The sequence below is a fragment of the Sphingopyxis sp. GC21 genome (assembly GCF_025727575.1).
Taxonomy (GTDB): Bacteria; Pseudomonadota; Alphaproteobacteria; order Sphingomonadales; family Sphingomonadaceae; genus Sphingopyxis; species Sphingopyxis terrae_A.
The window spans coordinates 330,113-355,061 of record NZ_CP095845.1; the positions used below are offsets into that span (position 1 = coordinate 330,113).

Sequence of the window (24,949 nt, forward strand, 5' to 3'; positions counted from 1 at the left end):
GCGCGCGAAAGCGTCCGAATCGCAACGCGTTAACCGAAACTTCGTCTGCCGGGGCATAGGGCCTTGGCATCGCGCCAACGAGTGGGTCCATGACAGCCGCCTTCGTCCTCGTCATCAACATGTGCATCGCCGGGATTTTCGCGGTGGCATTCGGCGTGATCGCGGCGACCAACCGAATGGCGCGCGGCGCCGCCTTCATGGCGGCGGGCTATGCGCTGGGCATCGTCGATGTCGCGCTGGAATTCCTGCTGCCCTTCCAGACCGATCCCACGCCGGTGGCGGTCAGCATCTTTGTCGTATTCCTGCTCGCGCTCAGTTTCTGCCTCATCGGCATCTCGCGCCACTATCGCGTGCCGACGCCGCGCGGCGCGATGATCGCGATCTGGGCGAGTGCGCTGCTGTTGGCGCCCTTTGCCTTTTCGCTGCCTTACGGGTCACCCGCGCGCGGCATGATCTATCAATTTTCCTATTGCCTGATGCAGGGGCTGGCGGGGGTCGTCATCCTGCGGTCGGGACGGCGCCAGGCGCTCGACCTGCTGCTGATGGGGATGCAGTTCGTCGCGGCGCTGCTGTACCTGGTGAAACCCGCAATCGGCATGCTGGTTGGAACCGCCGCGGCGCCGCAGGCCTATATGGCGACAACCTATGCCGCGATTTCGCAGTCGATGGGCGCGGTGACGCTGGTCGCGGTGGCAATGGTGCTGCTGCTCGTGATGATCCGCGATGCGACCGCCGAGATGACCGCGCGGTCCGAAACCGACCCACTGTCGAGCGCGCTCAACCGGCGCGGCTTCGAACTGCATGGGGAATCGGCGCTGGCGGGCGGTACACGCGGCGTTCTCGTCGCCGCGGACCTCGATCATTTCAAGCAGATCAACGACAATTACGGCCATGCGGCGGGCGACGGCGTGATCGCCCATTTTGCCGCTCTGTTGCAGGACGCGGCGCCCGAGGGGGCTATCGTCGGACGCGTCGGCGGCGAGGAATTTGCGGTGCTGCTGCCCGATGCGCTGCTGTCCGACGGTCGGCTCTATGCCGAAACGGTGCGCGGCCGCTTTGCGGCGCAGCGGCTTCCGGTGCTCGGCGTCGATCGCTGTTTCACCGCGTCGTTCGGCGTCGCGCAGGCGGGGCGCGGCGACACGCTGCATGACCTGCTCCACCGCGCCGACGCCGCGCTTTACAGCGCCAAGGCCGGGGGACGGAACCTTGTGCGTGTGGCGCTCGGCGAATTGCCGCCGCTGCCCGCCATAGGCGCTGCCTGACGCGGCCCTATGGCGCGATTGGGGCGCGAAGGGCGGTTGCCATCGCGCCCCAATCGCGCCATAGGGCGGCGGCCCTTTCCTCCCCGGGTCCATCCGCGCAATCGCGCTGACCAAAGGGTGCTTGAATGATTGATTTCCTCGACCGCAGCGGCCTGTCCGTCGATTCGCGTCTCGTCTCCTTCCTCGAGGAAAAGGCGATTCCGGGAACCGGCGTCGATACCGCCAAATTCTGGTCGGATTTAGCAACGTTGCTCGGCACCTTCGCGCCCGAAAATGCCGCGCTGCTCGCGAAGCGTGAGGATTTGCAGGCACAGATCGACGCTTGGCATCGGGCTCGCGAGGGGCAGGCGCATGACGCCGCAGCCTATCAGGATTTTCTGCGCGAAATCGGCTATCTCGTCCCCGAACCCGCGCCGTTCGCGGTCGGCACTGTCAATGTCGATCCCGAAATCGCGACGATGGCGGGGCCGCAGCTCGTCGTGCCGGCGCTCAATGCGCGCTTCGCATTGAACGCCGCCAACGCGCGCTGGGGCAGCCTTTACGATGCGCTGTACGGCACCGACGCGCTCGATGCGCCGCCGGCCAAGCCCGGCGGCTACGACCCTGAACGCGGCGCGGCGGTGATCGCGCGGGCAAAGGCGTTTCTCGACGAAGCCGCGCCCCTGGCGTCGGGAAGCTGGGCCGACTGGCAGGGCGGCGATCCGGTGCTGGGCGATCCGTCGCAGCTTGTCGGGCGCCGGCCGGGCGGGCTGCTGCTCCGCCACAACGGGCTGCACATCGAACTCGTGATCGATTCGAAGAGTCCGATCGGCGGCGGCGACCCCGCCGGCATCGCCGACGTCGTGCTCGAGGCCGCGCTGACGACGATCATCGATCTTGAAGACAGCGTCGCGGCGGTCGATGGCGAGGACAAGACGCTGGGCTACACCAACTGGCTCGGCCTGATGCGCGGCGACCTCACCGAAAGCTTCGACAAGGGCGGCAAGACGATGACGCGCCGCATGGCGGACGACCGCGAATGGACCGCGCCCGACGGCACGCCCTTCACGCTGCACGGGCGCAGCGTGATGTTCGTGCGCAATGTCGGCCATCTGATGACGACGCCGATGATCCGTCTCCCCGATGGATCGGAAGCGCCCGAGGGGCTGTGCGACGCGGTCATCACGAGCCTGTGCTCGCTGCACGATCTGAAGGGGCTCGGCAGCCGGACCAACAGCCGGGCGGGCAGCATCTATATCGTCAAGCCCAAGCAGCATGGGCCAGAGGAATGCGGCTTCACCGACCGGCTGTTCGACGCGGTCGAGGATATGCTCGGCCTCGCGCGTCACACGATCAAGGTCGGCGTGATGGACGAGGAGCGCCGCACCAGCGCGAACCTTGCCGCCTGCATCGCGGCGGTGAAGGACCGGATCGTCTTCATCAACACCGGCTTCCTCGACCGCACCGGCGACGAGATCCATACCAGCATGCGCGCGGGGCCGATGATCCCGAAGGGCGAGATGAAGGCCTCGGACTGGATCGCCGCTTATGAGGACCGCAACGTCCGCATCGGGCTGGCCTGTGGGCTTTCGGGCAAGGCGCAGATCGGCAAGGGCATGTGGGCGATGCCCGACCTGATGCGCGGCATGCTCGACGCGAAGATCGGCCATCCGAAATCGGGCGCGAACACCGCCTGGGTGCCGTCGCCGACCGCCGCGACGCTGCATGCGCTGCATTATCATATGGTCGACGTGTTCGCGCGGCAGAAGGACATTGCGGGCGAGGCCGTGCCGTCGCTCGACCGGCTGCTGGCGATCCCGGTCGCGACCGGGCGCAACTGGAGCGAGGCCGAGGTCGCGCGCGAACTCGACAATAATTGCCAAGGCATTCTGGGCTATGTCGTGCGCTGGATCGACCAGGGCGTCGGCTGTTCGAAGGTGCCCGACATCGACGACGTCGGCCTGATGGAAGACCGCGCGACCTTGCGCATTTCGAGCCAGGCGCTCGCCAACTGGCTGCTCCACGGTGTCTGCACCGCCGAACAGGTCGATGCGGCGCTCGCGCGGATGGCGGCGAAGGTCGATGCGCAGAATGCGGGTGATCCGCTGTACGAAAAGCTGACGCCAGAGGGCATCGCCTATCAGGCCGCGCGGGCGCTGATCTTCGAAGGCGTGACGCAGCCGTCGGGCTATACCGAGCCGCTGCTGCACAAATACCGGCTGGCGAAAAAGGCTGCGTAACGGCAGCGCCGCACCGAAAAGCCGCAGCGGTTGAATTGCCTGGCGAGTCCCCTATGCTTGGCGTGGGTCGAGAAGGGGGAATCATGTTTCGATCCATTCTGTCGCTGTGCGCAGCGGCGGGTCTGGCGTCCGCAGCGACGTCGGCCGAGAGCGTGCCGGTCGCCAAGCGCAGTGTTCAAGCGCTCGAAGGCGAATGTTCGGGCGGCGCGGTGCCGAGCTGCGAAGAACTGTATTGGCGGTACTATTTCGGGCGCGTGGTTGCCGCCGATCCGGTGAAGGCGGCGTCCTATCATCTGCGAATGTGCGATCTGGGCGATGCCGCGCAATGCGGGCGCTATGCAGGCAAGGTGTGGCTGAGCAAGCCGGGCTATCCGAAAAATGATACCGCGACGGTCGCTCGTTATGCGAAACGCGGCTGTATGGGCGGCGACAGCATGAGTTGCGGCCTTGCCTACACGATGTCGAAGAAACCCAATTCCTATGGCGCGGCGGAACGCGCGACCGTCTATCGCAAGCTGTGCCAAGTCGGAAAGCCGGCGGATTGTTCGCTTGCCGCCGATTTCGAGGGCGAGGCGGGGAACAATGCGTTCGCGATGGAATTGGCGCGCAAGGCCTGCGGCCGGGGCGATTCGCGCGCCTGCATCAATGCCGATGTCTATGCCGTGCGGTTGGGCAACAGCCAGCGCCGCTCGGCTGCGGCCGCCAGGCCGACGCCGCCCGTTGCGAACCGGCAGGCACCGCCGAGCGATGCCGGCATGTATCAGCCGAGCAGCGGACGGCGAAGCAACGCACGCGACACCAGCCGTTCGGGCACTGATTCCTGTACCAAGAGCAATGGTACCGCGGGCAAGCGTTATTGGTACTATGGCTTCGACAACCAGAGGAAATACGGCCCCTGTCTCTGATTCACGGGCAGCGCCGGCGCGGTTGCTGCTGCGCAACGAAAAAAGGCGCCGCCTGAGATTGGCAACCCCCGATCCGCGGGTTAAGTAGCCCGCGGGTCGCGATTTTTTCGGGGGAAAATTGCCATGCGTCATTCCGTTTTTTCTGCCTTGCTGGCGTCCGCAGCACTGGCACTAGCAGGGCCGGCTACCGCCGCGCCCGACAGCACGCCGTCGAGCGGCGTGTTCAAGACCGGGCAGGAGGTCCACGATCTGTGCGTGTCGAAGGATGACGCCGATGTGTCCGCGTGCGACTATTTCATCATGGCAGTTCACGACGCGATCAAATTGTACGGCGACACGAAGATGGCCGACAGCAATCTGTGCCCGCCTGAAGGCGTGACCGCCCTCGAACTGCGCAACACTGTTCTCGCGTACTGGAACGGCCGGACGACCAGCCTCAAATATTCGGCGGTCAGTTCGATCCGCAATGCGTTGTTCCAGAAATATGCTTGCAGCGAATAGGAGCCGCCGCGACCGTGGGTGAGGGCGAACACCGGCACGATTTCCTGGGCGCGTCGCATGACGCCAATGCCCGGCGCACGCTGTGGGTGGTGTTGCTGACCGCGGTGATGATGGTCGGCGAGATCGTCGCCGGTTATCTGACCGGATCGATGGCGCTGCTCGCCGATGGCTTTCACATGGCGACGCACGCGGGCGCGCTGGGGTTGGCGGCGATCGCCTATCGCTATGCGCGGACGCACCGGCACGACCCGCGCTTCAGCTTCGGGACGGGCAAGGTCGGCGATCTGACGGGCTTTGCCTCGGCGCTGATCCTCGGCATCTTCGCGCTGGGCATCGCGGTCGAATCGACGATGCGGCTGATCGATCCAGTGGCGGTCGATTTTTCGGCCGCCGCGCTCGTCGCGGTGATCGGGCTGATCGTCAATATCGTCAGCGCGCTGCTTCTGATGGGCGGGCATCACCATCATCACGATCATCATCATGGCCATGACGACCATGCGCACGGCCATCATGCGCACCATGGCGCCGACAATAATCTGAAGTCGGCCTATTTCCATGTGCTCGCCGATGCGCTGACCTCGGTACTGGCGATTGCGGCGCTGCTGGCCGGGCGCTATCTGGGGCTGGGGTGGATGGACCCGATGATGGGGATCGTCGGCGCGCTGGTGATCGCGCGCTGGTCCTGGTCGCTGATGCGCGATACCGCCGAGGTGCTGCTCGATACGACCGATGCGACGATTGCGGCCACGCTGCGCAGCCGGATCGACACAGCCGCGGGCGTGCGGCTGACCGACCTGCACGTCTGGCGCGTCGGCCCCGATGCCTGCGCGGCGATCGTCGAGGTCGAAGGGGCGATGAGCGCGGCGGACCTGCGCGCGCGGCTGGCCGATATCCGCCAGCTCGCCCATCTGACCGTGGCGGTGCGCTGACGGGGGTGTGGCAGGGTTAATGCGGCGGCAATTCGGCGCTTGCCATCGCCGGGTTTTGGCGGATGATCCGGGGCGGCTGAAGCGGGGGACGGGCGATGTCGGCACCTTTCAATTTCGGGCAACTCAAATTTCTGAAGGCGCTGACCGAGGCGCTGTTCCACGGCGCGCCGATGGTCATCTCCGCCGATCAGGTGGTGGCGAACATTACCGAATTGTTCGCGAAGGTCGGCGGCACCAAGCTCGACGAAATTCGCCTGTCGCTGACCGCGACCGAACTGGTGCTCGGCCCGCTGTTCGCGGCGGTCGATGTCGAGACGCGCGCCCACCGCATCCGCAACCGGCTGCAGAACAGTCAGATCGACCTGTTTCAGGACATGGCCCGGCTGCGCGGTATCGTTTACGCCTGCTATTACGGGCATTGGCAGCCGGGGGTCGAGGCAGGCGACCAGCAGGCGAACGCCGCCAATCCGGTGCACCAGCAGATCGGTTTCACGCTGCCCAAATTCCGCGTGCGCGGCCCCGCCGACATGGCGATCACTCGCGTCGAGGGGCGCGAGATCGATCCCGCGCATATATTGGATGCGGATACGCTGGGCGACGAATATGACGTCGTCGTCGTCGGATCGGGCGCAGGCGGCGGGGTCGCTGCGCACAATGTCGCCGCGCGCGGCTACAAGGTGCTGATCGTCGAGGCGGGGCCCTTCTATCCCTCGCCGCGCATCACGCACCACGAACTCGACATGGTGGCGCAGCTTTACAAGCATGGCGCGCTGCAAACCTCGACCAACCGCGACTTCATCGTCTTTCAGGGGCGCTGCGTCGGCGGATCGTCGACGATCAACAACGGCATCTGCCTGCGCGTCAACGAGGCGGGGCGGACACACCCCGATGCGGTTGATGTGCTGGCCCGATGGGCGAGCATCGGCGCGCCGATTGATGCCGACGCCTTTCACGCGAGCTATGACGCGATCCGCGACCGGCTGCATATCGGGACAATCGAGGCGCGCGCCGGGCGGCATAATGGCCCCCATCTGATAAACGGCTGGCACGCCTATGCCGCCGGATCGTCGGACCCCAATGAACAGCGCGCGGTCGCCGACTGGTTCGCGAAGAATTTCGGGCCGCCGCACACGCCGGAAGCCTGCGCCTATTGCGGCTATTGCAATTCGGGCTGCGCCTATGGCCGGCGGCTCGGCATGGCGCAGACCTATCTGCCCGATGCGTGCCGCGACCATGGCGCGCGCATCGTGCCGGAAACGAAGGTCGACCGGATCGTCTGGCAGACGAGCATCGACGGACGGCGCGAGGCCGAGGGGGTGAAGCTGATCCTGCCCGACGGCAGCCGCCGCACGGTGCGCGCGCGGGTCGGCGTCGTCGTCGCGGCGGGCACCATCGCCTCGTCGAAGCTGCTCGACCGCAGCGACATCGACGGCACCGGGCATAATGTGTCGCTCAACATCGCCTCGCCGGTCGTGGCGCTGATGCCCGAGGGCGTCGGCTGCAATGCCTGGGACGAGGACCAGATGTCGAGCTACGTCGATTGCGGCGATTTCCTGCTCGAAAGCCATTTCCAGCCGCCGATGGCGATGGCGTCGCTGATGCCGGGCTGGTTCACCGACCATAGCGAGCGGATGCGCAACTATGGCCGCGCCCATTCGGCGGGCATCCTGTTCCCCGCCGACCGGCGCGGACGGGTCAAGGACGGCAAGCTGAAATTCGAGCTCGACCGCGATACCGACCTGCCGCTGCTGCGCCGCGCGATGGCGACGCTGACCAAGGTGCATTTCGCCGCCGGAGCGATCGAATGCTATCCGGCGCTGACCAAGGGGCAGCGGCTGACCCCCGACATGGACATCGACGGCTTCTTCGAAACGGCGATCCGCGAATCGGACGATGTGACGCTGTCGAGCAGCCACCCGCACGGTGGCAATGCGATCAACGTCGATCCCGACGCAGGCGTGGTCGATCCCGATTGCCGCGTCCACGGCACGACCAATGTCATCGTCACCGACGCCAGCGTCTTTCCGACCTGCATCCGCGTCAATGCGCAGTGGACGACGATGGCGATGGCGCATTACGCGACCGCGCGGCACGATCCGTTCGGTTAAGGTCTCCTCGCAATGACGGCGGCTTTTGTTTATGGGGCGCGCCGATGACCTTCACTGTTGCCGCTCTCTATCGTTTCGCGCCGTTCGACGACCCCGCCGCGCTGCGCGCGCCCTTACTTGATCTCTGCGCGGCCCAGGGGGTGAAGGGCACGCTGCTGCTCGCGCGGGAAGGGGTGAACGGGACGATCGCGGGGAGCGCCGAAGGTATCGCTGCAGTCATCGCGCATATCCGCGCGCTGCCCGGCTGCGCCGAGCTCGACGTCAAATATTCATCCGCCGCAGCCATGCCCTTTCAGCGGCTGAAGGTGCGGCTGAAAAAGGAAATCGTGACGATGAAGGTGCCGGGGGTCGACCCGGCGCGCGAGGTGGGTGCCTATGTCGCGCCGGCCGACTGGAATGCGGTGATCGACGATCCCGACACGATCGTCATCGACACGCGCAACGATTTCGAGGTCGGCTATGGCAGCTTCGCGGGCGCGGTGAACCCGCAGACGAAAAGCTTCGGCGATTTTCCCGGCTGGTGGCGCGACCATGCCGCCGATTTCGCCGGGAAGCGCGTCGCGATGTTCTGCACCGGCGGCATTCGCTGCGAAAAATCGACCGCCTTCCTGAAAAGCGAAGGCGTCGCCGATGTCGTTCACCTGAAAGGCGGCATCCTCGCCTATCTGGAGCAGATACCGGAGGCCGACAGCCGCTGGCAGGGCAGCTGTTTCGTCTTCGACGAACGCGTCAGCGTCGGCCACGGCTTGGTCGAGGTCGGCGACAAGGACTGACCGGCCCGGCCGCCGAAGCCTCCCCTGCGGGCCGCAATCAGTCGGCGTCGAGGCCGTAGGCGGTGTGGAGCACGCGCACCGCGAGTTCGGTTTCATCCTCGTCGATCAGCACGCTGACCTTGATCTCGCTGGTCGAGATCGCCTGGATGTTGATGCCGCGATCGGCGAGCGCGCGGAACATCGTGCTGGCGACGCCCGCGTGGCTCTTCATGCCGACGCCGACGACGCTGATCTTTGCGACCTTGTCGTCCGACAGGATGCGGTTGAAGCCGATCTTGTCCTTCGCGGCTTCGAGCAGGTCGATCGACCGCAAGAGGTCGGCGGCGGGAACGGTGAAGGTCACGTCGGTCTCGCCCTTGTCGCGGCCGACGTTCTGGATGATCATGTCGACGTTGATCCCCGCGGCGGCGAGCGGGCCGAAGATGTTGGCGACGCCGCCCGGACGGTCGGGGACGCGCGTCACGATGATCTTCGCTTCATTCTTGTCGTGGGCGATGCCGGTGATCAGCTGCCGTTCCATCTGATGTTCCTCTATTTCCTCGTCGCTGACGATCATCGTGCCTCTTTTGGGTGCCTCGTCGCCCTCGACGAAGCTGGAAAGCACCTGCACGCGCACGCCCATCTTCATCGCGAGGCCGACCGAGCGCGTCTGGAGCACCTTGGCGCCGACGCTCGCGAGTTCGAGCATTTCTTCATAGGTGACATAATCGAGCTTCCGGGCGCGCGCGACGATGCGCGGGTCGGTGGTATAGACGCCGTCGACATCGGTGTAGATGTCACAGCGATCGGCCTCGACCGCCGCGGCGACCGCGACAGCGCTGGTGTCCGATCCGCCGCGCCCCAGGGTCGAGATGCGACCATCGTCCATCATCCCCTGAAAGCCCGGGATCACCGCGACTTCGCCGCGGCCCATCGCGGCGAGCAGCGCGCCCGTTTCGATATCGAGGATGCGGGCGCGGGCATGCGCCTCTTCGGTGCGGATGGGGAGCTGCCAGCCGAGCCAGCTGCGCGCGGGAACGCCCATCGCCTGCAGCGTGAGCGCGAGCAGACCCGACGTGATCTGTTCGCCCGCCGCTACCACGACATCATATTCCGCCGGGTCGTAACGCGGGTTCGCCTCGCGGCAGAAATTGACGAGCCGGTCGGTCTCGCCAGCCATCGCCGAGACGACGACGGCCACCTCGTTGCCCTGTGCCACTTCGCGCGCGACCAGTTTCGCGACGGTGCGAATCCGCTCGGTGCCCGCCATCGACGTGCCTCCGAATTTCATCACGATCCGTGCCATCTCGTCCCGCCTTTTCGCAAACTGGTTTCGGCCGCAACTTCCAAGGATTTCCGCGGCGACCGCGCTGTTAGGGAAGGGGGAGCGCGATGGCAAGGCCGACAGATTATACCATCAGGATATTTTTTCTTGTCCGTTCGCAACAGGAGCGCCGGTATCCGCCGAACGATTATTCTATCCCGATAAGTCTTGTGCCGCGCCGGACGGGGTGCCAAATCGCGCTCTATGAGCGCTACGACAATCAATCCGCACGAAGCCGCCCATTTCGGCGCGCTCGCCGCCGACTGGTGGGATCCGCACGGCTCGTCCGCCATGCTGCACAAGCTCAACCCGGTGCGCCTGTCCTATATTCGCGACCGGATCGACGCGCATTGGCTGACCGACAGCCGCGATCTGAAGCCGCTCGCCGGCAAGCGCGCGCTCGACGTCGGATGCGGTGCGGGCCTGCTTGCAGAACCGCTTGCGCGGATGGGGGCGGCGGTGACGGGGGTTGATGCCGCACCCGAAAATATCGCCGCGGCGCGCGCGCATGCGGCCGGGCAGGGGCTGGGAATCGACTATCATGCGGGCGAACTGGCGGCACTGCCGCCCGCGACCTTCGACCTCGTCACCTCGATGGAGGTGGTCGAGCATGTGGCCGATCCGGCGGCCTTCATCGCCGAACTTGCCGCGCGCCTGGCGCCCGGCGGACTGATGATCCTGTCGACCCCCAATCGCACCGCCCTGTCGAAGCTGCTGCTCGTCGAGGCGGCCGAGCGGATCGGCGCCGTGCCGCGCGGCACGCACGACTGGGACCAGTTTCTGAAGCCCGAAGAATTGACCGCGCTCCTCGCGGCGGCGGGGCTTGAAGTCGTCGATCGCACCGGCCTCGCGCCATCGGCAGCGCGCGGGTTCAAGCTCGGCGGCAGCGAAGCGCTGAACTATCTGCTCGCGGCGCAGCGCGCGGGCTGATCGCGCGCTTGATCGCGGCGCCGGCGCCTGATAGGCACCGCTGCGATGACCAACGACCGATCCCTTCGATTCAAGGCGTATTGGCGCTCCTTTACCTAAGGAGCGGCATGGCATCATTCATCATGACCATGGCCGCCGTGTCGGAAGGCGAATGGTCATCATCATGAAACCGCACCCCCTCTGTCACGGCGCGCCTTTTAGAAGAGACGCTTGCGATGACAGAGACTTTGATCCGCCTCACCACCCCGCGATGCCGCATCGACCGGCTGGTCGCCGATGATGCCGCCGACCTCTGGGCGATCACCGATGCGTCGGTGACGTCGCAGGTCCATTTCCTGCCCGAACCCTTCACCAAGGACGAAGCCGCCGCGCTGATCGCGCGGTCGCGCGGCGACGATGTCTTCCACGCCGTGCGCGACGCGGCGGGGCTCGCCGGGGTCATCGGCGTCCACCGCCGCGGCGCGGGCGAATATGAGGTCGGATACTGGTTTGCGGCGCGCGCGCGCGGGCAAGGGCTGGCGCGCGAAGCGGTCGGTGCGACGGTGCGCGAGATTGCGGCGGCACGGCGCGGCGCGACGGTCGTCGCCGAATGCCGGCCGGGCAATGCGCGGTCCGAAGCTTTGCTGCGCGCGGTCGGCTTCGTACCGACGGGGACCGCGGGACGGCGCCCCGGGCGCGCGCTGTTCGTGTGGCGCGCGGCGCCGGGCGAGCGGATCGATGTTTGCTGAGGGTGCTGAGGGTGCTGAGGGCCGGTTCGATCAGGATCCGAGCGCGGCAAGGCGGCGGCGGTCGACCCAGCCGGTAGCGCAGGTCGCCCCGCGCGCGGGAACGCAACTGTTGCGGCGGCTGGCATAGGCGACCCACGCCCAGCCGCCCTGTTCGCCGCACACCATGACGCGCGTTCCCGCGCGCAGCCGGTCGGTCTTGCGCGCGGCCAGGCTGGGCGAGCGATAAACGGCGACGCGGGCGCTCTGCGCGTTGCCCGTGACGACCGCGGGCGGACAGGCGGCGGGCGCGGCGGCGCCCTGCATCGCGAGCGCGAGTGTTGCAAAGATCGTCAGCATCGGTGCATTCCTTTGGCTAGCTCTGTCGCCGGCCTATCACACATCAGCCTATCTCTTCGGTTAACGCCTTGGCAATTGCGGCGACCGAGGTCGGGGCATAGGCAAAGCCCATATGTGCGCATTCGACCTCGATCTGCCGGTCGCTTTCGTGCGGCAGGCCGCGCGCGCTGTTCACCGCGACGACGCCGTCATGCTTGGACCATAAGGCAAAGGTCGGCATTTCCGGGCGCGGCGCCGGGTGGAAGTCGATGGGGGGATTGTCGACCGGGTGGCGCGCGATCAGATGATAGAGCCGCCAGGCGCGATTGGCGCGGCGGCTGCCTGAAAAGGGCGAACCGAGCGTGACGACGCGCGCGACCTTGTGTGGGTGATGCTTGGCATATTCGCGCGCATAGATGCCGCCGAGGCTCCAGCCGACGAGTGCGGGCGGCCGCCCGGTGCGCGCGATGATCCATTCGACGCGCGCATCGATACGGTCGACGATGTCGGCGGTCGCGCCGCGGTTGAAGCCGAGGCCCCAGGCATAGCAGCGAAAGCCCGCGCGGCGCAGGTCGGCGCGCAGCGCCTTCGTCGACCAGTCGCCCGACAGAAAGCCCGGCAGCACCATCACCGGCGGGTGGGCACTGTCGGGATTGGGTTCGGGCGGCATCGGCCGGACGCGTCCGCCGAGCGCGCGCAGCAGCGATCCCGCCTCACGCCAGAGCAGCGCCAGCCGCGGCGGGGCGTCGGGGTCGGGCACGCGCGCCGGCCAAAGGGCGCGCCTCGAGAGATAGCTGCGGATCATCGTCGGCGCGGCAGTCAGGCCTTCGGGACCAGCTTCAGCAGCTTGCCGTCCTTGCCGTCGGTCAGCAGCCAGACGCTGCCGTCGTCGCGCACCTCGACCTCGCGGATACGGGCGCCGAAGTCCCAGCGATCGGACTTGTGCAGCGTGTCGCCGTCGATCGCCATACGGATCAGCCCCTCGCCCGACAGTGCGCCCATCAGCAGGCTGTTCTTCCAGCCGGGATAGGCGTCGCCGCCGTACCAGACGAGCCCCGCGGGCGACACCGAGGGGTTCCACCACAGCTTCGGCGCGGCAAATTCGGGGCGGGTCGGATGATCGGGAATGTCGCGGCCGTCATAATGATCGCCGTTCGACACGATCGGATAGCCGTAATTGGCCTTTGCCGCGACCAGATTGACCTCGTCGCCGCCCTTCGGCCCCATTTCCTGGTTCCAGAGCCGGCCTGTCCCATCGAACGCGAGGCCCAGGATATTGCGATGACCAAGCGACCAGATTTGCGCGGTCACGCCGCCTGCGGAAGCAAAGGGGTTGTCGGCGGGGACGCTGCCGTCTGGGTTCAGGCGCAGGATCTTGCCGAGATTGGCCTGCATGTCCTGCGCCGGATCGAACTTCTGCCGCTCGCCCGAACCGATGAACAAATATCGGCCATCGGGCGAGAAGGCGAGGCGGTGCGAATAATGGCCGCGGCCGGGCACTTTGGGGTCCTGTTTCCAGATCACTTCCAGCCCGTCGAGGCGCGGCGCGGCGCCCTGGACCAGCTTCGCCCGGCCGACCACCGCGCCGGCGGTGTCGCCGGGGCCGGCTTCGGCCCAGCTCAAGTAAATGGTACCGCTCTGCGCGAAATCGGGGGCGACGATTACATCGCCGAGCCCGCCCTGACCGGCGTAGAGAACCGGGGGTGTCCCCGCGACATCGCGCGCGGCGCCGCCTTCTTCCCAGAGTTTGAGTTTGCCCGACTTTTCGGTGACGAGCGCGAGGCGCGTTCCGGGCAGGAAGGTCATCGCCCAGGGCTCGTTAAAGGCCGCTGCCTCCTGCACCGTGAAGGGCGCATCGGCGAGCGCGGTCGCGGGCTGCGCGCCCGAGGTGTCGAGCGCGGCGCTGTCGGTGGCCGCGTTGCTGGGCGTTCCGGTCGAACAGGCGGCGACGGCCAGTGCGGCCGATAGCGCAAGGGCGGGGATTTTCTGTATGAAAAGGCTCGCTTTGCTGGGGAGGTGGGCGGCCAGTCTGGCGCGCCCGCCCGGAAAAGTCGAGAGGATGCGTGGCGCGCTAGCGGTTCGCGGCTTCGCGGCGCGCGGTGATTTCCTCGACGCTGTCCATGATTGCATCCATCGCCTCGCTCGCCGGTACCGCGTCGGATCGGCGCTGCGAGAATTGACCGCGATCCATGATTTCTTCGAGCGCGGTGCGCGCGCGCGAGACGCGGCTTTTCATCGTGCCGAGCGCGCAGTCGCAAATCTGCGCCGCTTCCTCATAGGACAGACCGCCGGCACCGACGAGGATCAGCGCCTCGCGCTGGTCCTGCGGCAATTCCATCAGCGCGCGCTGGAGATCCGCCATCTCGCCCGAATCTTCCTGCGACGCCGGGGTCGACAGCGTGCGTTCGACGGTTGTTTCGTCATATTCGCCGTGAAATTTGTTGCGGCGCATCTGCGAAAGGAAGGTGTTGCGCAGGATGACGAAGGTCCACGCCTTGATCGAAGTGCCGCGTTCGAAGCGCGCACGCGACGCCCACGCCTTGACCATCGTGTCTTGCGTCAGATCGTCGGCCAAATCGGGATTGCCCGACAGGCTGCGCCCATAAGCGCGCAGATGCGGGATGACGCCAGCGAGAAGCGCCTTGAATTCGCCGTCCGACAGGCTGTGATTTTCCTGCGAACGCGGCGCAGCAGCAGGGCGGGTCATCAGAGTTTAGGGCTTTTCTGATCGAGTTGGGCCAAAAGATCGAGCATCTGGTCGGGAAGCTTTTCGGCGACGACGCTGCCATAGATCATGCGCAGCTTCGCACTCACCGGCTCGGGCGACTGCCGACCGGTCAGCGTGCGATGCCACTGGTCGCTGTCCGTCCCCGGAAAGCTGCCATTCGTGCGGCGCACGACTTCGGCTTCCTCCGCCGGGTGGGGCGGCTTGCCGTTGATCCTGTTGTCACCATGCGTAGCCATGCCGAAGCAACGAGGAAGATCGCCGCTGGTTCCCGGCAATTTCGATTTTGCGACGAATGCGTTGCCAAGGTGCCACACGCGCCCTAAGCAGGCAGGGCAGGCCCGCAGGGGTTTGCGGATGGGGTCACAACGCTCCTTGAATGGGGAAGCCGGGAGTCACGTGACTTGCGATCGATTATTTATGTCAGCGTTGCGGACCCGCTGATAACGCCCGACGACATTGCCGATATTCTGGGTACGGCACGCCGCAACAATGCTCGCGACGCGCTGACCGGCGCCCTGATCTTCAACGGGCATAATTTCATGCAATTGCTGGAAGGTCCGGGCGACAAGGTCGAGGCGTGCCTCGCCGCGATCCGCGACGACCGCCGTCACAGCGGCATGGTCGAGGTGCGGCGGCGCGACATCGACCACCGCGAATTCGGCGACTGGTCGATGCTCTACGAACCCAATTTCGACGGGCATGAGGACAGTCTGAGGCGGCTGGCCGCCAACGGCCGGCTCGACCCCGTCGACGAACAGATGATGGCCAATTTCATCGCGCTTGGACGTCGCCGGCCGGCGGCCGCGGTTCCCGCCTGAGCCATTGCGGCGGGGATCGCCGCTTTCCATCGACGTTTCAACGCGCTAAGCCCGGTGTCATACGCATCGAGAGATTGCCCAGATAAAGGCCCGATTATCAGCGACGACACGCCCCGACCGCTCGACGACGCCAGCTTCAAGCAGGAGCTGGCGGCGATGCTGCCGCATCTGCGCGCCTTCGGCCGCAGCCTGACCGGCAACGCCGACCTGGCCGACGATCTGGTGCAGGAGACGATGCTGAAGGCATGGAAGGCGCGCGCAAGCTATATTCCGGGGCCGTCGAGCATGAAGAGCTGGGCCTTCGTCATCCTGCGCAACTGTTTCCTGTCGCAGATGCGGCGCAAGAAATTCACCGCCGAATATGACGAACTCGCCGCCGAGCGCCTGCTCGTCGCGCCCGACGATCAGGACGACAGCCTGCACCTGTCGGACGTGCAGCGCGCGCTGATGATGCTGCCCGTCGACCAGCGCGAGGCGCTGATCCTTATCGGCGCAGGGCAATTATCCTATGAGGAAGGCGCCGACATCTGCGGCGTCGCGGTCGGCACGATGAAAAGCCGCGTCTCGCGCGCCCGGGCCGCCTTGCAGGCGATCCTCGACGGCGGCGAGATGCCGCTGCGCAGCGAAGACCCGCTGCCCCCGAGCGAAGCCTTCGCGACGATCATGGGCAGCGTCGACCAACTGACAGGCGGGGGACCCTCGCCGGATTGACGGCGCCTGCGTGGCGGTTTGGGAGTGGACGACGCACTTTACTCGCGAATTGCCCTCAATGTGGACGCGGTAGACCGAAAATGTCTCGTTCCAGTCCGTCGGGAAACTTTTCGCGCAAGATTTTTGTGCCACCAAGTTTTTGGACAAGCGCTCGCGCCGCGACGTTATCATCATTCATGTGGGTCTCGACCAAGTCCCAACCCAGCATATCATATCCAAATGCAATGGCTGCACGCGAAGCCTCCAGCGCATAGCCGTTTCGGCGGGCCGATGGAACAATCCACCACGTCAGCTCCGATCTCGGATAGCCTTCAGGCCACCAAAGTCCGCACCCGCCGATCATTAATCCACTCGCGCGCTCTACAACCGACCAGCGGCCATATCCACGCAGTGACCAATGGCCCAAGTCCGTTGCAAGCACACGCCAGGCGCGGTCCGCTTCCATCGGCCCCCCGTAGAAGTGCGATGCCGCGGCATCTGCAAAGAAATCACGATAAACCGGGAAATCCTCGCTTCTCGGACCTCGCAGATCGAGATGTTCTGTTTTCAGGGTGGGGATATGCTCGTGGATTGTCATAACGAGCTGCAGCTTATGACGAACCTCAACTTGCGGGTAAACTTCCGAGAATGGTCGTTTGCCGGATTGCCGGCACATCGGAAGCGAAGGGCTTAGAGGGCGGTTCGGTCTGGAGCGCCGCCCCTCGAGCCGTTCCTCCGACCCAGAGGCCAACGAAGCCTTATGCCGCGAGTTGGGGGGTGAAGAGCAGGCTCTGGCTGATCGCGGCGCGGACCATGTTCTGGCGGAAGGGCTTGGAGATCAGGAAGGTCGGCTCGACGCGGTTGCCGGTGAGCAGGCGTTCGGGAAAGGCGGTGATGAAGATCGCCGGGACGGGGGCGATCGCCAAAATGTCCTGTACCGCGTCGATCCCCGACGATCCGTCGGCAAGCTGGATGTCGGCGAGGACTAGGCCAGCCTCGGTGCGTTCGAACGCCGCGACCGCATCGTCGTGCGTTGTCGCGATTCCGGCGACCTCGTGGCCGAGTTCGCGGACGATCTGTTCAAGCTCCATCGCGATCAGCGGCTCGTCCTCGATAATCAGGACCGAGGTGCGCGATTCGCGGTCGAGGTCGCCGACCGCTTCGGCGAGCAGCGTTTCCACGGTGGGGATGTCGGTGCCGGTGATCGCCGCGGCCTCGTCGGCCGAGAAGCCTTCGAGCGCGGTAAGGAGGAGGATCTGACGGCCGAGAGGGGTGATCCGGCGCAGCCGGTCGTTCGCGGCGCGTAGCACCGGGTCGAGTTCGGCGTCGCTGCCTTCGCCATCGTCGATATAGGCGCTTTCCCAGATGCGGTGAAAGCTGCGGTAGAGGTCGATACGCGTATCGGGACAGGTGCGAAACTCCTGGGGCGCCGCGACGATGACTTCCAGCGTGGTGTGGACGAAATTGTCGCCATGTTGCTGACTGCCCGTGAGCGCGCGCGCATAGCGGCGCAGGAACGGCAGATGGCCACGGATTTCTTCGCCCAAGCTCATGCAGGAACCTCCCTCTTTGAACCGATCATACGCGCCCCGCGGAGGCAGGTTCCCGCATTGAGGCAAAAAAGCACCCCCATTTTCTGCAACCACCACGCGCCTGATGCGTAGAGTCTGCCGGGACGCTACCGGATCGCCGCGTAAGTAGCAGAAAGATGGTCTTTTTCTTGCGCGCTCATTCACAAGCTTTTGCAGGGACCAGATTCATGGCACAGCGCCCCACCACGGCAATCGATGCGACGGCATCGAGCGAGGGCGCTTCGGAGAAGAGCGCGGCGGGAAAAGACGGAGGGCGGGCTTTGGCCGACGGGGGCGACGAAGGGGGTTCGAGGGACATGCGCGAGCGCGAACGCCGCCGACTCGAAACGCTTCGCGAATACCGGATATTGGACACCGCGCCCGAACCGGCGTTCGACCGCGTCACCAAACTTGCCGCCGACTTGTTCGACACCCCGATCGCGCTCGTGTCGCTGGTCGACGATTGCCGGCAATGGTTCAAATCCTCCTATGGCCTCGACGTCCCCGAAACGCCGCGCGAGATCAGCTTTTGCGAAAAGGTGGTGAAGAGCGAGCGGCCGATGATTATCGCCGACACGCTGGAGGACACCCGATTTCGCAGCAATCCGCTCGTCACCGGCGAGCCGCTGATCCGGTTTTATGCCGGTGTGCCGCTGCGCGCCTATAATGGCGCGGTACTGGGGACTTTGTGCATCATCGACCGGCGGCCGCGCGTCGATTTTGCGGACCGCGAGCGCGAACGGCTCGAGGATCTGGCGGCGATCATCATGGCCGAGGCAGACCTGCGGCGCACCGTGATGGAGCGCGACGAGGCACGGCACATGCTGGAACGCGCGCTCGACTTTTCGTGCATTGCGACCTGGCAGTTCGACCCGCGCACCGACGAGCTCAAATGGCGCGGGGCCACCGCCGAGCTATGGGGCGCCGATTTCGAAACCGCATTGAGGAACGGCGAGGGGTTTTTCGCGCGCGTCCATCCCGAGGATCGCGACGCGGTGCGCCGCGTGCTCTATGCCTCTGTCGACAGCGGCGCGCCCTATTCGATGGAGTACCGCATCGACCATCCCGAACGCGGTGTGCGTTGGATCGCGGCGCGCGGGGACTGGGATGTGCGCCGCGACGATGCCATTCTGACCGGGATCAGCGCCGACATTACCGAACAGAAGAGCCGCCAGGAAAATGCGACGCTGCTGATGCGCGAGCTGCACCACCGGATGCGCAACCTGTTCGCGACGGTCGGCGCAATCATTTCGCTCACCAAAAATTCGGCGCGCGATGTTGACGATTATGTCGAGCGGATCAGCAGCCGGCTCGACGCGCTTAACCGTGCGCAGAACGTCCTGCTCGGCGCAAATTTCATGACCGGATCGATACACGCGCTGATGCGCGAGGTCGAAGCTGCCTTTCCGCGCGTGCGCTGGTCGGGCCCCGACCTGCTGCTTCCCGAAAATGCGTTGGTGGCGATGGCGCTGCTGTTCAACGAGCTGGCAACCAATGCGGTCAAGCATGGCGCGTTGACCGGCGCGCGCGGGCAGGTCGATGTCAGCTGGAGCCAGGACCCCGAAGGCAGCGAGCCGCGCCTGTTCCGGCTCGACTGGACCGAAAGCGGCGGCGATGCGCCGATCGGTCCGCCCGATCGCACCAGCTTTGGCACGCTGCTGATGGAACGCAGCGTCCGGAACAATTTGGGGGGCACGATTACGCGGCACTGGAACCCCGAGGGCCTGCGGGTCGAAATCGCGCTGCCCGCCAAATGGCGCGAAGCCTGAAACGCGACGAGGTGATTTGTTCCTTAAATGTTCTCGTGTTAAACGGGTGGCATGTCGGGAAAATCGATTCTGCAAAAGCTCGCGATCCTCGCCGATGCGGCGAAATATGATGCCTCCTGCGCCTCCTCGGGAACGGTGCGGCGCGATTCGACCGCGACCAAGGGCATCGGATCGACCGAAGGCATGGGCATATGCCACAGCTATGCGCCGGACGGCCGCTGCATTTCGCTACTCAAAATCCTGCTGACCAATTTCTGCGTTTATGACTGCCGCTTCTGCATCAACCGGGCGTCGAGCAATGTCGCGCGCGCGCGTTTCGATCCGCGGGAGGTCGTGCGGCTGACGCTCGATTTCTACAAGCGCAACTATATCGAGGGGCTGTTCCTGTCGTCGGGGATCATCCGGTCCGAAGATTATACGATGGAGCAGCTGGTCGAGGTCGCGCGGCTGCTGCGCGAGGAGCATCGCTTTCAGGGCTATATCCATTTGAAGACGATCGCGGGCGCCGATCCCGCGCTGATCGCGCTTGCCGGCATCTATGCCGACCGGCTGTCGACCAATGTCGAACTGCCGACCGAGGCAGGACTGGCGAGCTTTGCGCCTGAAAAGAAGCCCGGCGTCATCCGCAAGACGATGGCATCGGTGCGCACGCGCGAGGCCGACGTCCTCGACGCCGCGAAGGGGCGGCTGATCGGCAAGGCACCGCCGCCGCGCTTTGCGCCTGCCGGGCAGTCGACGCAGATGATCGTCGGCGCCGACGGCGCGCGCGACGACGACATTCTGCACGCGGCGACGAACCTCTATTCGGGCTATCGGCTGCGCCGCGTCTATTATTCGGCCTATAGCCCCATTCCCGACGCGAGCAGCGACCTGCCCCCCGTGCGCCCGCCGCTGCTGCGTGAGCACCGCCTGTATCAGGCGGACTGGCTGCTGCGCTTCTATGGCTTCGAGCGCGCCGAAATCATGGCGGGCGGGCGCTGCGGCATGCTCGACCTGGCGATCGATCCCAAGCTTGCGTGGGCGCTTCAGCAGCGCGAGAGCTTTCCCGTCGACATCAACCGGGCGCCGCGCGAACTGCTGCTCCGCGTGCCCGGTCTTGGCACGCGCGCGGTCGACCGCATCGTGGCGGCGCGGCGGCTGGGCAAGGTGCGGCTCGGCGACCTCGCCAAGCTGACGGCGTCGGTCAAAAAGCTGCTGCCCTTCATCGTCACGCCCGACTGGCGGCCGGGCAAGCTCACCGACAGCGCCGACCTGCGCGCCCGCTTCGCGCCGCCCGCGGAACAACTGACGCTGGCGCTGTGAGGGAGGTCGTCCTCGAAACGCCCGGCGATTTCGGCGAATGGCGCCGCGCCGCGCGCAGCCTGCTGGCGGACGGGATTGCGCCCGAGGACATCAGCTGGCGCGGCGGCGGCGAGGGCGCATCGCTGTTCGGCGAGGCCGCAGCGGTACCACCGCCGTCCGGCGCGCTCAGCCTGCCGCGCGAACTGGTTGCGATCGCCGAGCGGGTGATCTGTTACCGCGATGCTGCGGTGCCCGCACGTCTTTACCGTGTGCTTTGGCGCGCGTTGCAAGACCGTCGGCTGCTTGAACGGCGCACCGACGCCGATGTCGACTGGCTGATGAAGGCCGACAAGGCGATCCGCCGCGATGTTCACAAGATGCACGCCTTCGTGCGGTTCCGGCGGCTGGGCGAGGATGGCGAGCGCGAGCGCTTCGCCGCGTGGTTCGAGCCCGCGCACCGCATCCTGCGGCTGACCGCCCCCTTTTTCCAGCGCCGCTTCACCGGCATGGACTGGGCGATCGTAACCCCCGACGCGCGTGCGATCTGGGAGGACGAGGCGCTGCGTTACGGTCCCGGCGGGACGCGGGACGAAGTGCCGGAGAGCGATGTGGTCGAGGATCAGTGGCGCACCTATTATGGCGCGATCTTCAACCCCGCGCGCGTCAAGATCGCCGCGATGCGCGCCGAAATGCCGAAAAAATACTGGCACAACCTGCCCGAGGCGCAGGATATCGCGCCGTTGCTGGCAGGCGCCGAGGCGCGCGTGGAACGGATGCGCGCGGTGGCCGTTTCGGCTGCGAATGCGCGAACGGAGAAATGGCGCAAACGCGTGACCGACGACGACGCCTCGACCGAAGCCCTTGATACGCTCGACACGATCGCGCGTGCGCTCGATCGCTGCACGCGCTGTCCGCTCTATTGCGACGCGACGCAGGCGGTCGCGGGCGAGGGACCGGCGACGGCGCGGATCATGCTGGTCGGCGAACAGCCCGGCGATCAGGAGGATTTGCAGGGACGGCCCTTCGTCGGCCCGGCAGGGCAGGTGCTGAACGAAGCGCTCGACGAAGCGGGCATGGACCGGCGGCGGCTGTTTCTGACCAACGCGGTCAAACATTTCAAATTCGAACCGCGCGGCAAGCGAAGGCTGCACCAGAATCCGACGGCTGCCGAGATCGATATCTGCCGCTGGTGGCTCGACAAGGAGCGCGCGCTGGTCCGGCCCGACGTGATCGTGACGCTGGGCGGCAGCGCGCTGCGAGGGGTGACGGGGCGAAGCGCGACGATCGCGTCGATGCGCGGGTCGGTGCATGACCTGGAGGACGGCACGAAGCTGATCGCGACGGTCCATCCGTCGTTCCTGCTCCGCCTGCCCGACCGCGAACGCGCGGCGAAGGAGCGCGACATGTTCGTCGCCGACCTGATCCGCGCGCGAAAGCTGGCTGCCTGATGCCCGGCGCTAGCTGGATCGAGCCGCACCCGAGCGGTATCTATGTGAAGCCCGCTGACTTGTGGATCGATCCGTCGCGCCCCGTTGCGCGCGCAGCGGTCACCCACGGCCACGCCGATCATGCGCGCAGCGGGCATGGCGCGGTCTTCGCGACGCCGGAGACGCTCGCGATCATGGCGCTGCGCTATGGCGTCGATGCCGAGGCGAGCCACAATCAGGCCTTTGCCTATGGCGACGGGTTCGAGCGCGGCGGGGTGCGGTTCAGCTTCCATCCCGCCGGCCATGTGCTCGGCAGCGCGCAGATATTGATGGAGTATCGCGGCGAGCGGATCGTCGTCACCGGCGATTACAAGCGCCGCGCCGACCCGACCTGCGCACCGTTCGAGGTGGTTCCGTGCGATATCTTCGTGACCGAGGCGACGTTTGGCCTGCCGGTGTTCCGGCACCCGCCGACTGGGGACGAGATCGCCAAGCTGATCGGCGCGGTGCGTGCCGAGCCCGACCGCGCGATACTCGTCGGCGCCTATGCGCTCGGCAAGGCGCAGCGGGTGATCGCCGAACTGCGCGGCGCGGGCTGGGATGCGCCGATCTATATTCACGGCGCGCTCGAACGGATGTGCGCGCTCTATGCTGCGCACGGCGTCGATCTGGGCGAATTGCGGCTGGTATCCGAAACCGACAAGGCGGCGATGGCGGGGCAGATCGTCATTGCCCCGCCGTCTGCGCTCAACGACCGCTGGTCGCGGCGGCTCCCCGATCCCGTCACCGCGATGGCGTCGGGCTGGATGCGGGTGCGCCAGCGCGCGCGGCAACGGATGGTCGAACTGCCGCTCGTCATCTCCGACCATGCCGACTGGGACGAACTGACGGCCACGATCGCCGAAGTGAACCCCAAGGAGAGCTGGATCACCCACGGCAGCGAGGACGGCCTCTTGCGCTGGTGCGAACTCACCCAGCGCAAGGCGCGCGCGCTGCACCTCGTCGGCCGCGACCTGGAGGAGGAGGTGTGAAGCGCTTCGCCGCCCTGATCGACCGGCTGATCTACACGCGCTCGCGCAACAGCAAGCTGGCGTTGATCGTCGATTATCTGAAGCATACGCCCGATCCCGATCGCGGCTGGGCGCTCGCGGCGTTGACCGAGGCGCTCGACTTTTCGGCGGTGAAGGCGGGGACGGTGCGGACGCTGCTCGCGACGCGCGTGGATGAAGAGCTGTTCCGGCTGTCGCGACATTTTGTTGGCGATACGGCGGAGACGGCGGCGCTGTTGTGGCCCGATGCGCCCGGCAAGAGTGCGGATCTCAGCATATCCGAAGCCGTCGATGCGCTGGCCGCCGCAAGCCGCAGCGATGCGCCCGCGGTCGTCGCCGCACTGCTCGACCGGCTCGACGCCGACGGGCGTTATGCGCTGCTCAAACTGGCCTTGGGCGGAATGCGCGTCGGGGTGTCGGCGCGGCTCGCGAAGCAGGCGTTCGCGCAGGCGTTCGGGGTGCCGGTCGACGATGTCGAGGAGCTATGGCACGCGATCCCGCCGCCCTATGCGCCGCTGTTCGCCTGGGGTGAGGGACGGGCGCCGCGTCCCGACCTTGCCGACGTCGCCTTTTTCCGGCCCTTCATGCTCGCGCACCCGCTCGAGGAAGAGGTTGTCGACCTCGCCGACTTCGCCGCCGAATGGAAGTGGGACGGCATCCGCGTCCAGATCGTCCATGCCGCCGGCGCGACGCGTATTTACAGCCGCGGCGGCGAGGAGATCAGCAGTGCTTTCCCCGAACTGGTCGCGGCCTTCGATCGGGAGGCGGTGATCGACGGCGAGTTGCTGGTGCGGGGCGAGGTTCAGGGCGGCCCAGAAACACAGGGTGGGGCGGCGAGTTTCAATGCGCTGCAACAGCGGCTCGGGCGCAAGACCGTCTCGAAAAAGATGCTTGCCGATTATCCGGCTTTCGTGCGCGTCTATGACCTGCTGGCCGTTGCCGGCGACGATCTGCGCGGGCTGCCGTGGTCCGAACGGCGGCGCCAACTGGAGGCCTTCGTGCCGCGGCTGGCCGCCAGCCATTTCGACCTGTCGCCGCTGATCGCGGCGGCGGATTTCAATGCGCTCGCCGATCTGCGCGCCGGCGCGCGCGACGCCGCGATCGAAGGCGTGATGCTCAAGCGGCGCGATGCCCCCTATGTCGCCGGGCGGCGGGCGGGGCTGTGGTATAAATGGAAGCGCGATCCGCTGAGCGCCGATTGCGTGATGATGTATGCGCAGCGCGGCAACGGGCGCCGCGCCAGCTTCTATTCGGATTATACCTTCGGCTGCTGGACCGAGACGGGCGAATTGCTGCCGGTGGGCAAGGCCTATTCGGGCTTCACCGACGAGGAGCTGAAGTGGCTCGACAAGTTCGTGCGCGACAACACGGTCGATCGCTTCGGCCCGGTCCGCGAGGTCGAAAAGACGCTGGTGCTCGAGGTCGCCTTCGATTCGATCCACGCATCGAAGCGCCACAAATCGGGGCTGGCGATGCGTTTCCCGCGCATCGCGCGCATCCGGCGCGACAAGCCGGCGGAGGAAGCCGACCGGATCGCGACGCTGCGCGGCATGGTGACGTAAAAATAACGCCAGAATTCGTCGTCACGGGGTTGCAACTCGCGTCAAACATACCGAGTTACACCCCCGAACACCAAAAAAGGA

At 66.1% G+C, this 24,949-nt stretch carries 24 protein-coding genes; 16 read left to right on the forward strand and 8 right to left on the reverse strand.

All coding sequences use genetic code 11. The features are described 5' to 3' along the window. Positions 1–89 precede the first annotated feature (89 nt). The 7 genes from MU856_RS01545 to MU856_RS01575 all read left to right on the forward strand — a co-directional run bounded on the left by MU856_RS01545 (position 90) and on the right by MU856_RS01575 (position 8,697). Positions 90–1,262: a GGDEF domain-containing protein gene (locus tag MU856_RS01545; RefSeq protein ID WP_062900883.1), complete on the forward strand. Its 1,173-nt coding sequence runs from the start codon at positions 90–92 to the stop codon at positions 1,260–1,262. Between the two features lie 125 nt (positions 1,263–1,387). Next, positions 1,388–3,481, forward strand: a complete 2,094-nt coding sequence (locus MU856_RS01550) for a malate synthase G (protein ID WP_062900882.1) — start codon at positions 1,388–1,390, stop codon at positions 3,479–3,481. An 83-nt stretch (positions 3,482–3,564) separates the two neighbouring features. Beyond that, complete coding sequence (locus tag MU856_RS01555; RefSeq protein WP_062900881.1) at positions 3,565–4,386, forward strand: hypothetical protein; 822 nt, start codon at positions 3,565–3,567, stop codon at positions 4,384–4,386. 123 nt (positions 4,387–4,509) lie between these two features. Beyond that, complete coding sequence (locus MU856_RS01560) at positions 4,510–4,887, forward strand: Rap1a/Tai family immunity protein (RefSeq protein WP_263588267.1); 378 nt, start codon at positions 4,510–4,512, stop codon at positions 4,885–4,887. A gap of 14 nt (positions 4,888–4,901) precedes the next feature. After that, the gene (dmeF, locus tag MU856_RS01565) at positions 4,902–5,816 is read left to right on the forward strand and encodes a CDF family Co(II)/Ni(II) efflux transporter DmeF (RefSeq protein ID WP_234180517.1); all 915 of its coding nucleotides are present in this window, start codon (positions 4,902–4,904) and stop codon (positions 5,814–5,816) included. A gap of 95 nt (positions 5,817–5,911) precedes the next feature. Next, a complete protein-coding gene (locus MU856_RS01570) occupies positions 5,912–7,924 on the forward strand; it encodes a GMC family oxidoreductase N-terminal domain-containing protein (RefSeq protein ID WP_234180518.1) in 2,013 nt (670 codons plus the stop codon). A gap of 44 nt (positions 7,925–7,968) precedes the next feature. Next, entirely contained in the window at positions 7,969–8,697 is a 729-nt protein-coding gene (locus MU856_RS01575; protein WP_186401035.1) for a rhodanese-related sulfurtransferase, read from the forward strand. A gap of 37 nt (positions 8,698–8,734) precedes the next feature. Here the strand turns inward: MU856_RS01575 and MU856_RS01580 are convergent, their stop codons facing one another. Further along, positions 8,735–9,982 (reverse strand): aspartate kinase, encoded by a 1,248-nt coding sequence (locus MU856_RS01580; protein WP_003038658.1) that lies wholly within the window; start codon positions 9,980–9,982, stop codon positions 8,735–8,737. A gap of 222 nt (positions 9,983–10,204) precedes the next feature. Here MU856_RS01580 and ubiG point away from each other — a divergent pair, with 222 nt between their 5' ends. After that, positions 10,205–10,930 carry a bifunctional 2-polyprenyl-6-hydroxyphenol methylase/3-demethylubiquinol 3-O-methyltransferase UbiG gene (ubiG, locus tag MU856_RS01585; RefSeq protein WP_062900878.1) on the forward strand — a complete coding sequence of 242 codons (726 nt, stop codon included), beginning with the start codon at positions 10,205–10,207 and terminating at the stop codon, positions 10,928–10,930. A 215-nt stretch (positions 10,931–11,145) separates the two neighbouring features. Further along, positions 11,146–11,658, forward strand: a complete 513-nt coding sequence (locus MU856_RS01590; protein ID WP_062900877.1) for a GNAT family N-acetyltransferase — start codon at positions 11,146–11,148, stop codon at positions 11,656–11,658. Positions 11,659–11,688: 30 nt separating this feature from the next. Here MU856_RS01590 and MU856_RS01595 read toward each other — a convergent pair whose 3' ends face one another. From MU856_RS01595 to MU856_RS01615, 5 genes are all read right to left on the reverse strand, one after another. Beyond that, the gene (locus MU856_RS01595; RefSeq protein ID WP_062900876.1) at positions 11,689–11,994 is read right to left on the reverse strand and encodes a hypothetical protein; all 306 of its coding nucleotides are present in this window, start codon (positions 11,992–11,994) and stop codon (positions 11,689–11,691) included. Between the two features lie 43 nt (positions 11,995–12,037). Continuing rightward, complete coding sequence (locus MU856_RS01600; RefSeq protein WP_234180520.1) at positions 12,038–12,733, reverse strand: esterase/lipase family protein; 696 nt, start codon at positions 12,731–12,733, stop codon at positions 12,038–12,040. Between the two features lie 59 nt (positions 12,734–12,792). Further along, positions 12,793–13,965 carry a PQQ-dependent sugar dehydrogenase gene (locus MU856_RS01605; RefSeq protein ID WP_234180522.1) on the reverse strand — a complete coding sequence of 391 codons (1,173 nt, stop codon included), beginning with the start codon at positions 13,963–13,965 and terminating at the stop codon, positions 12,793–12,795. 79 nt (positions 13,966–14,044) lie between these two features. Continuing rightward, positions 14,045–14,680 (reverse strand): sigma-70 family RNA polymerase sigma factor, encoded by a 636-nt coding sequence (locus MU856_RS01610; RefSeq protein ID WP_062900873.1) that lies wholly within the window; start codon positions 14,678–14,680, stop codon positions 14,045–14,047. Then, a complete protein-coding gene (locus MU856_RS01615; RefSeq protein ID WP_058812440.1) occupies positions 14,680–14,937 on the reverse strand; it encodes a NepR family anti-sigma factor in 258 nt (85 codons plus the stop codon). Before MU856_RS01615 ends, MU856_RS01610 begins: the two co-directional genes overlap by 1 nt. A gap of 165 nt (positions 14,938–15,102) precedes the next feature. Here MU856_RS01615 and MU856_RS01620 point away from each other — a divergent pair, with 165 nt between their 5' ends. Together MU856_RS01620 and MU856_RS01625 are read left to right on the forward strand one after the other, a co-directional pair. Next, the gene (locus tag MU856_RS01620; RefSeq protein WP_003038631.1) at positions 15,103–15,519 is read left to right on the forward strand and encodes a BLUF domain-containing protein; all 417 of its coding nucleotides are present in this window, start codon (positions 15,103–15,105) and stop codon (positions 15,517–15,519) included. Positions 15,520–15,615: 96 nt separating this feature from the next. Next, positions 15,616–16,230 carry a sigma-70 family RNA polymerase sigma factor gene (locus MU856_RS01625; RefSeq protein ID WP_412072836.1) on the forward strand — a complete coding sequence of 205 codons (615 nt, stop codon included), beginning with the start codon at positions 15,616–15,618 and terminating at the stop codon, positions 16,228–16,230. Positions 16,231–16,285: 55 nt separating this feature from the next. Here MU856_RS01625 and MU856_RS01630 read toward each other — a convergent pair whose 3' ends face one another. Together MU856_RS01630 and MU856_RS01635 are read right to left on the reverse strand one after the other, a co-directional pair. Further along, positions 16,286–16,807 (reverse strand): GNAT family N-acetyltransferase, encoded by a 522-nt coding sequence (locus tag MU856_RS01630; RefSeq protein ID WP_082819813.1) that lies wholly within the window; start codon positions 16,805–16,807, stop codon positions 16,286–16,288. A 160-nt stretch (positions 16,808–16,967) separates the two neighbouring features. Beyond that, entirely contained in the window at positions 16,968–17,762 is a 795-nt protein-coding gene (locus MU856_RS01635; protein ID WP_003052571.1) for a response regulator, read from the reverse strand. A 206-nt stretch (positions 17,763–17,968) separates the two neighbouring features. Between MU856_RS01635 and MU856_RS01640 the strand changes: the two genes are divergently transcribed. From MU856_RS01640 to MU856_RS01660, 5 genes are read left to right on the forward strand one after another with little or no spacing between them, the layout of a single operon-like run. Continuing rightward, a complete protein-coding gene (locus MU856_RS01640; protein ID WP_238929722.1) occupies positions 17,969–19,549 on the forward strand; it encodes a GAF domain-containing protein in 1,581 nt (526 codons plus the stop codon). Positions 19,550–19,600: 51 nt separating this feature from the next. After that, a complete protein-coding gene (locus MU856_RS01645; RefSeq protein WP_062900870.1) occupies positions 19,601–20,851 on the forward strand; it encodes a putative DNA modification/repair radical SAM protein in 1,251 nt (416 codons plus the stop codon). Continuing rightward, the gene (locus tag MU856_RS01650; RefSeq protein WP_062900869.1) at positions 20,848–22,278 is read left to right on the forward strand and encodes a UdgX family uracil-DNA binding protein; all 1,431 of its coding nucleotides are present in this window, start codon (positions 20,848–20,850) and stop codon (positions 22,276–22,278) included. Before MU856_RS01645 ends, MU856_RS01650 begins: the two co-directional genes overlap by 4 nt. Next, positions 22,278–23,288: a ligase-associated DNA damage response exonuclease gene (locus MU856_RS01655; RefSeq protein WP_062900868.1), complete on the forward strand. Its 1,011-nt coding sequence runs from the start codon at positions 22,278–22,280 to the stop codon at positions 23,286–23,288. The genes MU856_RS01650 and MU856_RS01655 overlap by 1 nt, the downstream gene beginning before the upstream one ends. After that, the gene (locus MU856_RS01660; protein ID WP_062900867.1) at positions 23,285–24,868 is read left to right on the forward strand and encodes a cisplatin damage response ATP-dependent DNA ligase; all 1,584 of its coding nucleotides are present in this window, start codon (positions 23,285–23,287) and stop codon (positions 24,866–24,868) included. The genes MU856_RS01655 and MU856_RS01660 overlap by 4 nt, the downstream gene beginning before the upstream one ends. Positions 24,869–24,949 lie beyond the last annotated feature (81 nt).

Bases quoted from the DNA above. Each gene is read 5' to 3' on its own strand.
- MU856_RS01610 (WP_062900873.1), bottom strand. From the start codon at position 14,680: ATGACCCGCCCTGCTGCTGCGCCGCGTTCGCAGGAAAATCACAGCCTG.
- MU856_RS01640 (WP_238929722.1), top strand. From the start codon at position 17,969: ATGGCACAGCGCCCCACCACGGCAATCGATGCGACGGCATCGAGCGAG.
- MU856_RS01570 (WP_234180518.1), top strand. From the start codon at position 5,912: ATGTCGGCACCTTTCAATTTCGGGCAACTCAAATTTCTGAAGGCGCTG.
- MU856_RS01655 (WP_062900868.1), top strand. From the start codon at position 22,278: ATGCCCGGCGCTAGCTGGATCGAGCCGCACCCGAGCGGTATCTATGTG.
- MU856_RS01590 (WP_062900877.1), top strand. From the start codon at position 11,146: ATGACAGAGACTTTGATCCGCCTCACCACCCCGCGATGCCGCATCGAC.
- MU856_RS01550 (WP_062900882.1), top strand. From the start codon at position 1,388: ATGATTGATTTCCTCGACCGCAGCGGCCTGTCCGTCGATTCGCGTCTC.
- MU856_RS01645 (WP_062900870.1), top strand. From the start codon at position 19,601: ATGTCGGGAAAATCGATTCTGCAAAAGCTCGCGATCCTCGCCGATGCG.
- MU856_RS01545 (WP_062900883.1), top strand. From the start codon at position 90: ATGACAGCCGCCTTCGTCCTCGTCATCAACATGTGCATCGCCGGGATT.
- ubiG (WP_062900878.1), top strand. From the start codon at position 10,205: ATGAGCGCTACGACAATCAATCCGCACGAAGCCGCCCATTTCGGCGCG.
- MU856_RS01615 (WP_058812440.1), bottom strand. From the start codon at position 14,937: ATGGCTACGCATGGTGACAACAGGATCAACGGCAAGCCGCCCCACCCG.
- MU856_RS01560 (WP_263588267.1), top strand. From the start codon at position 4,510: ATGCGTCATTCCGTTTTTTCTGCCTTGCTGGCGTCCGCAGCACTGGCA.
- MU856_RS01595 (WP_062900876.1), bottom strand. From the start codon at position 11,994: ATGCTGACGATCTTTGCAACACTCGCGCTCGCGATGCAGGGCGCCGCC.
- MU856_RS01575 (WP_186401035.1), top strand. From the start codon at position 7,969: ATGACCTTCACTGTTGCCGCTCTCTATCGTTTCGCGCCGTTCGACGAC.
- MU856_RS01580 (WP_003038658.1), bottom strand. From the start codon at position 9,982: ATGGCACGGATCGTGATGAAATTCGGAGGCACGTCGATGGCGGGCACC.
- MU856_RS01630 (WP_082819813.1), bottom strand. From the start codon at position 16,807: ATGACAATCCACGAGCATATCCCCACCCTGAAAACAGAACATCTCGAT.
- MU856_RS01555 (WP_062900881.1), top strand. From the start codon at position 3,565: ATGTTTCGATCCATTCTGTCGCTGTGCGCAGCGGCGGGTCTGGCGTCC.
- MU856_RS01635 (WP_003052571.1), bottom strand. From the start codon at position 17,762: ATGAGCTTGGGCGAAGAAATCCGTGGCCATCTGCCGTTCCTGCGCCGC.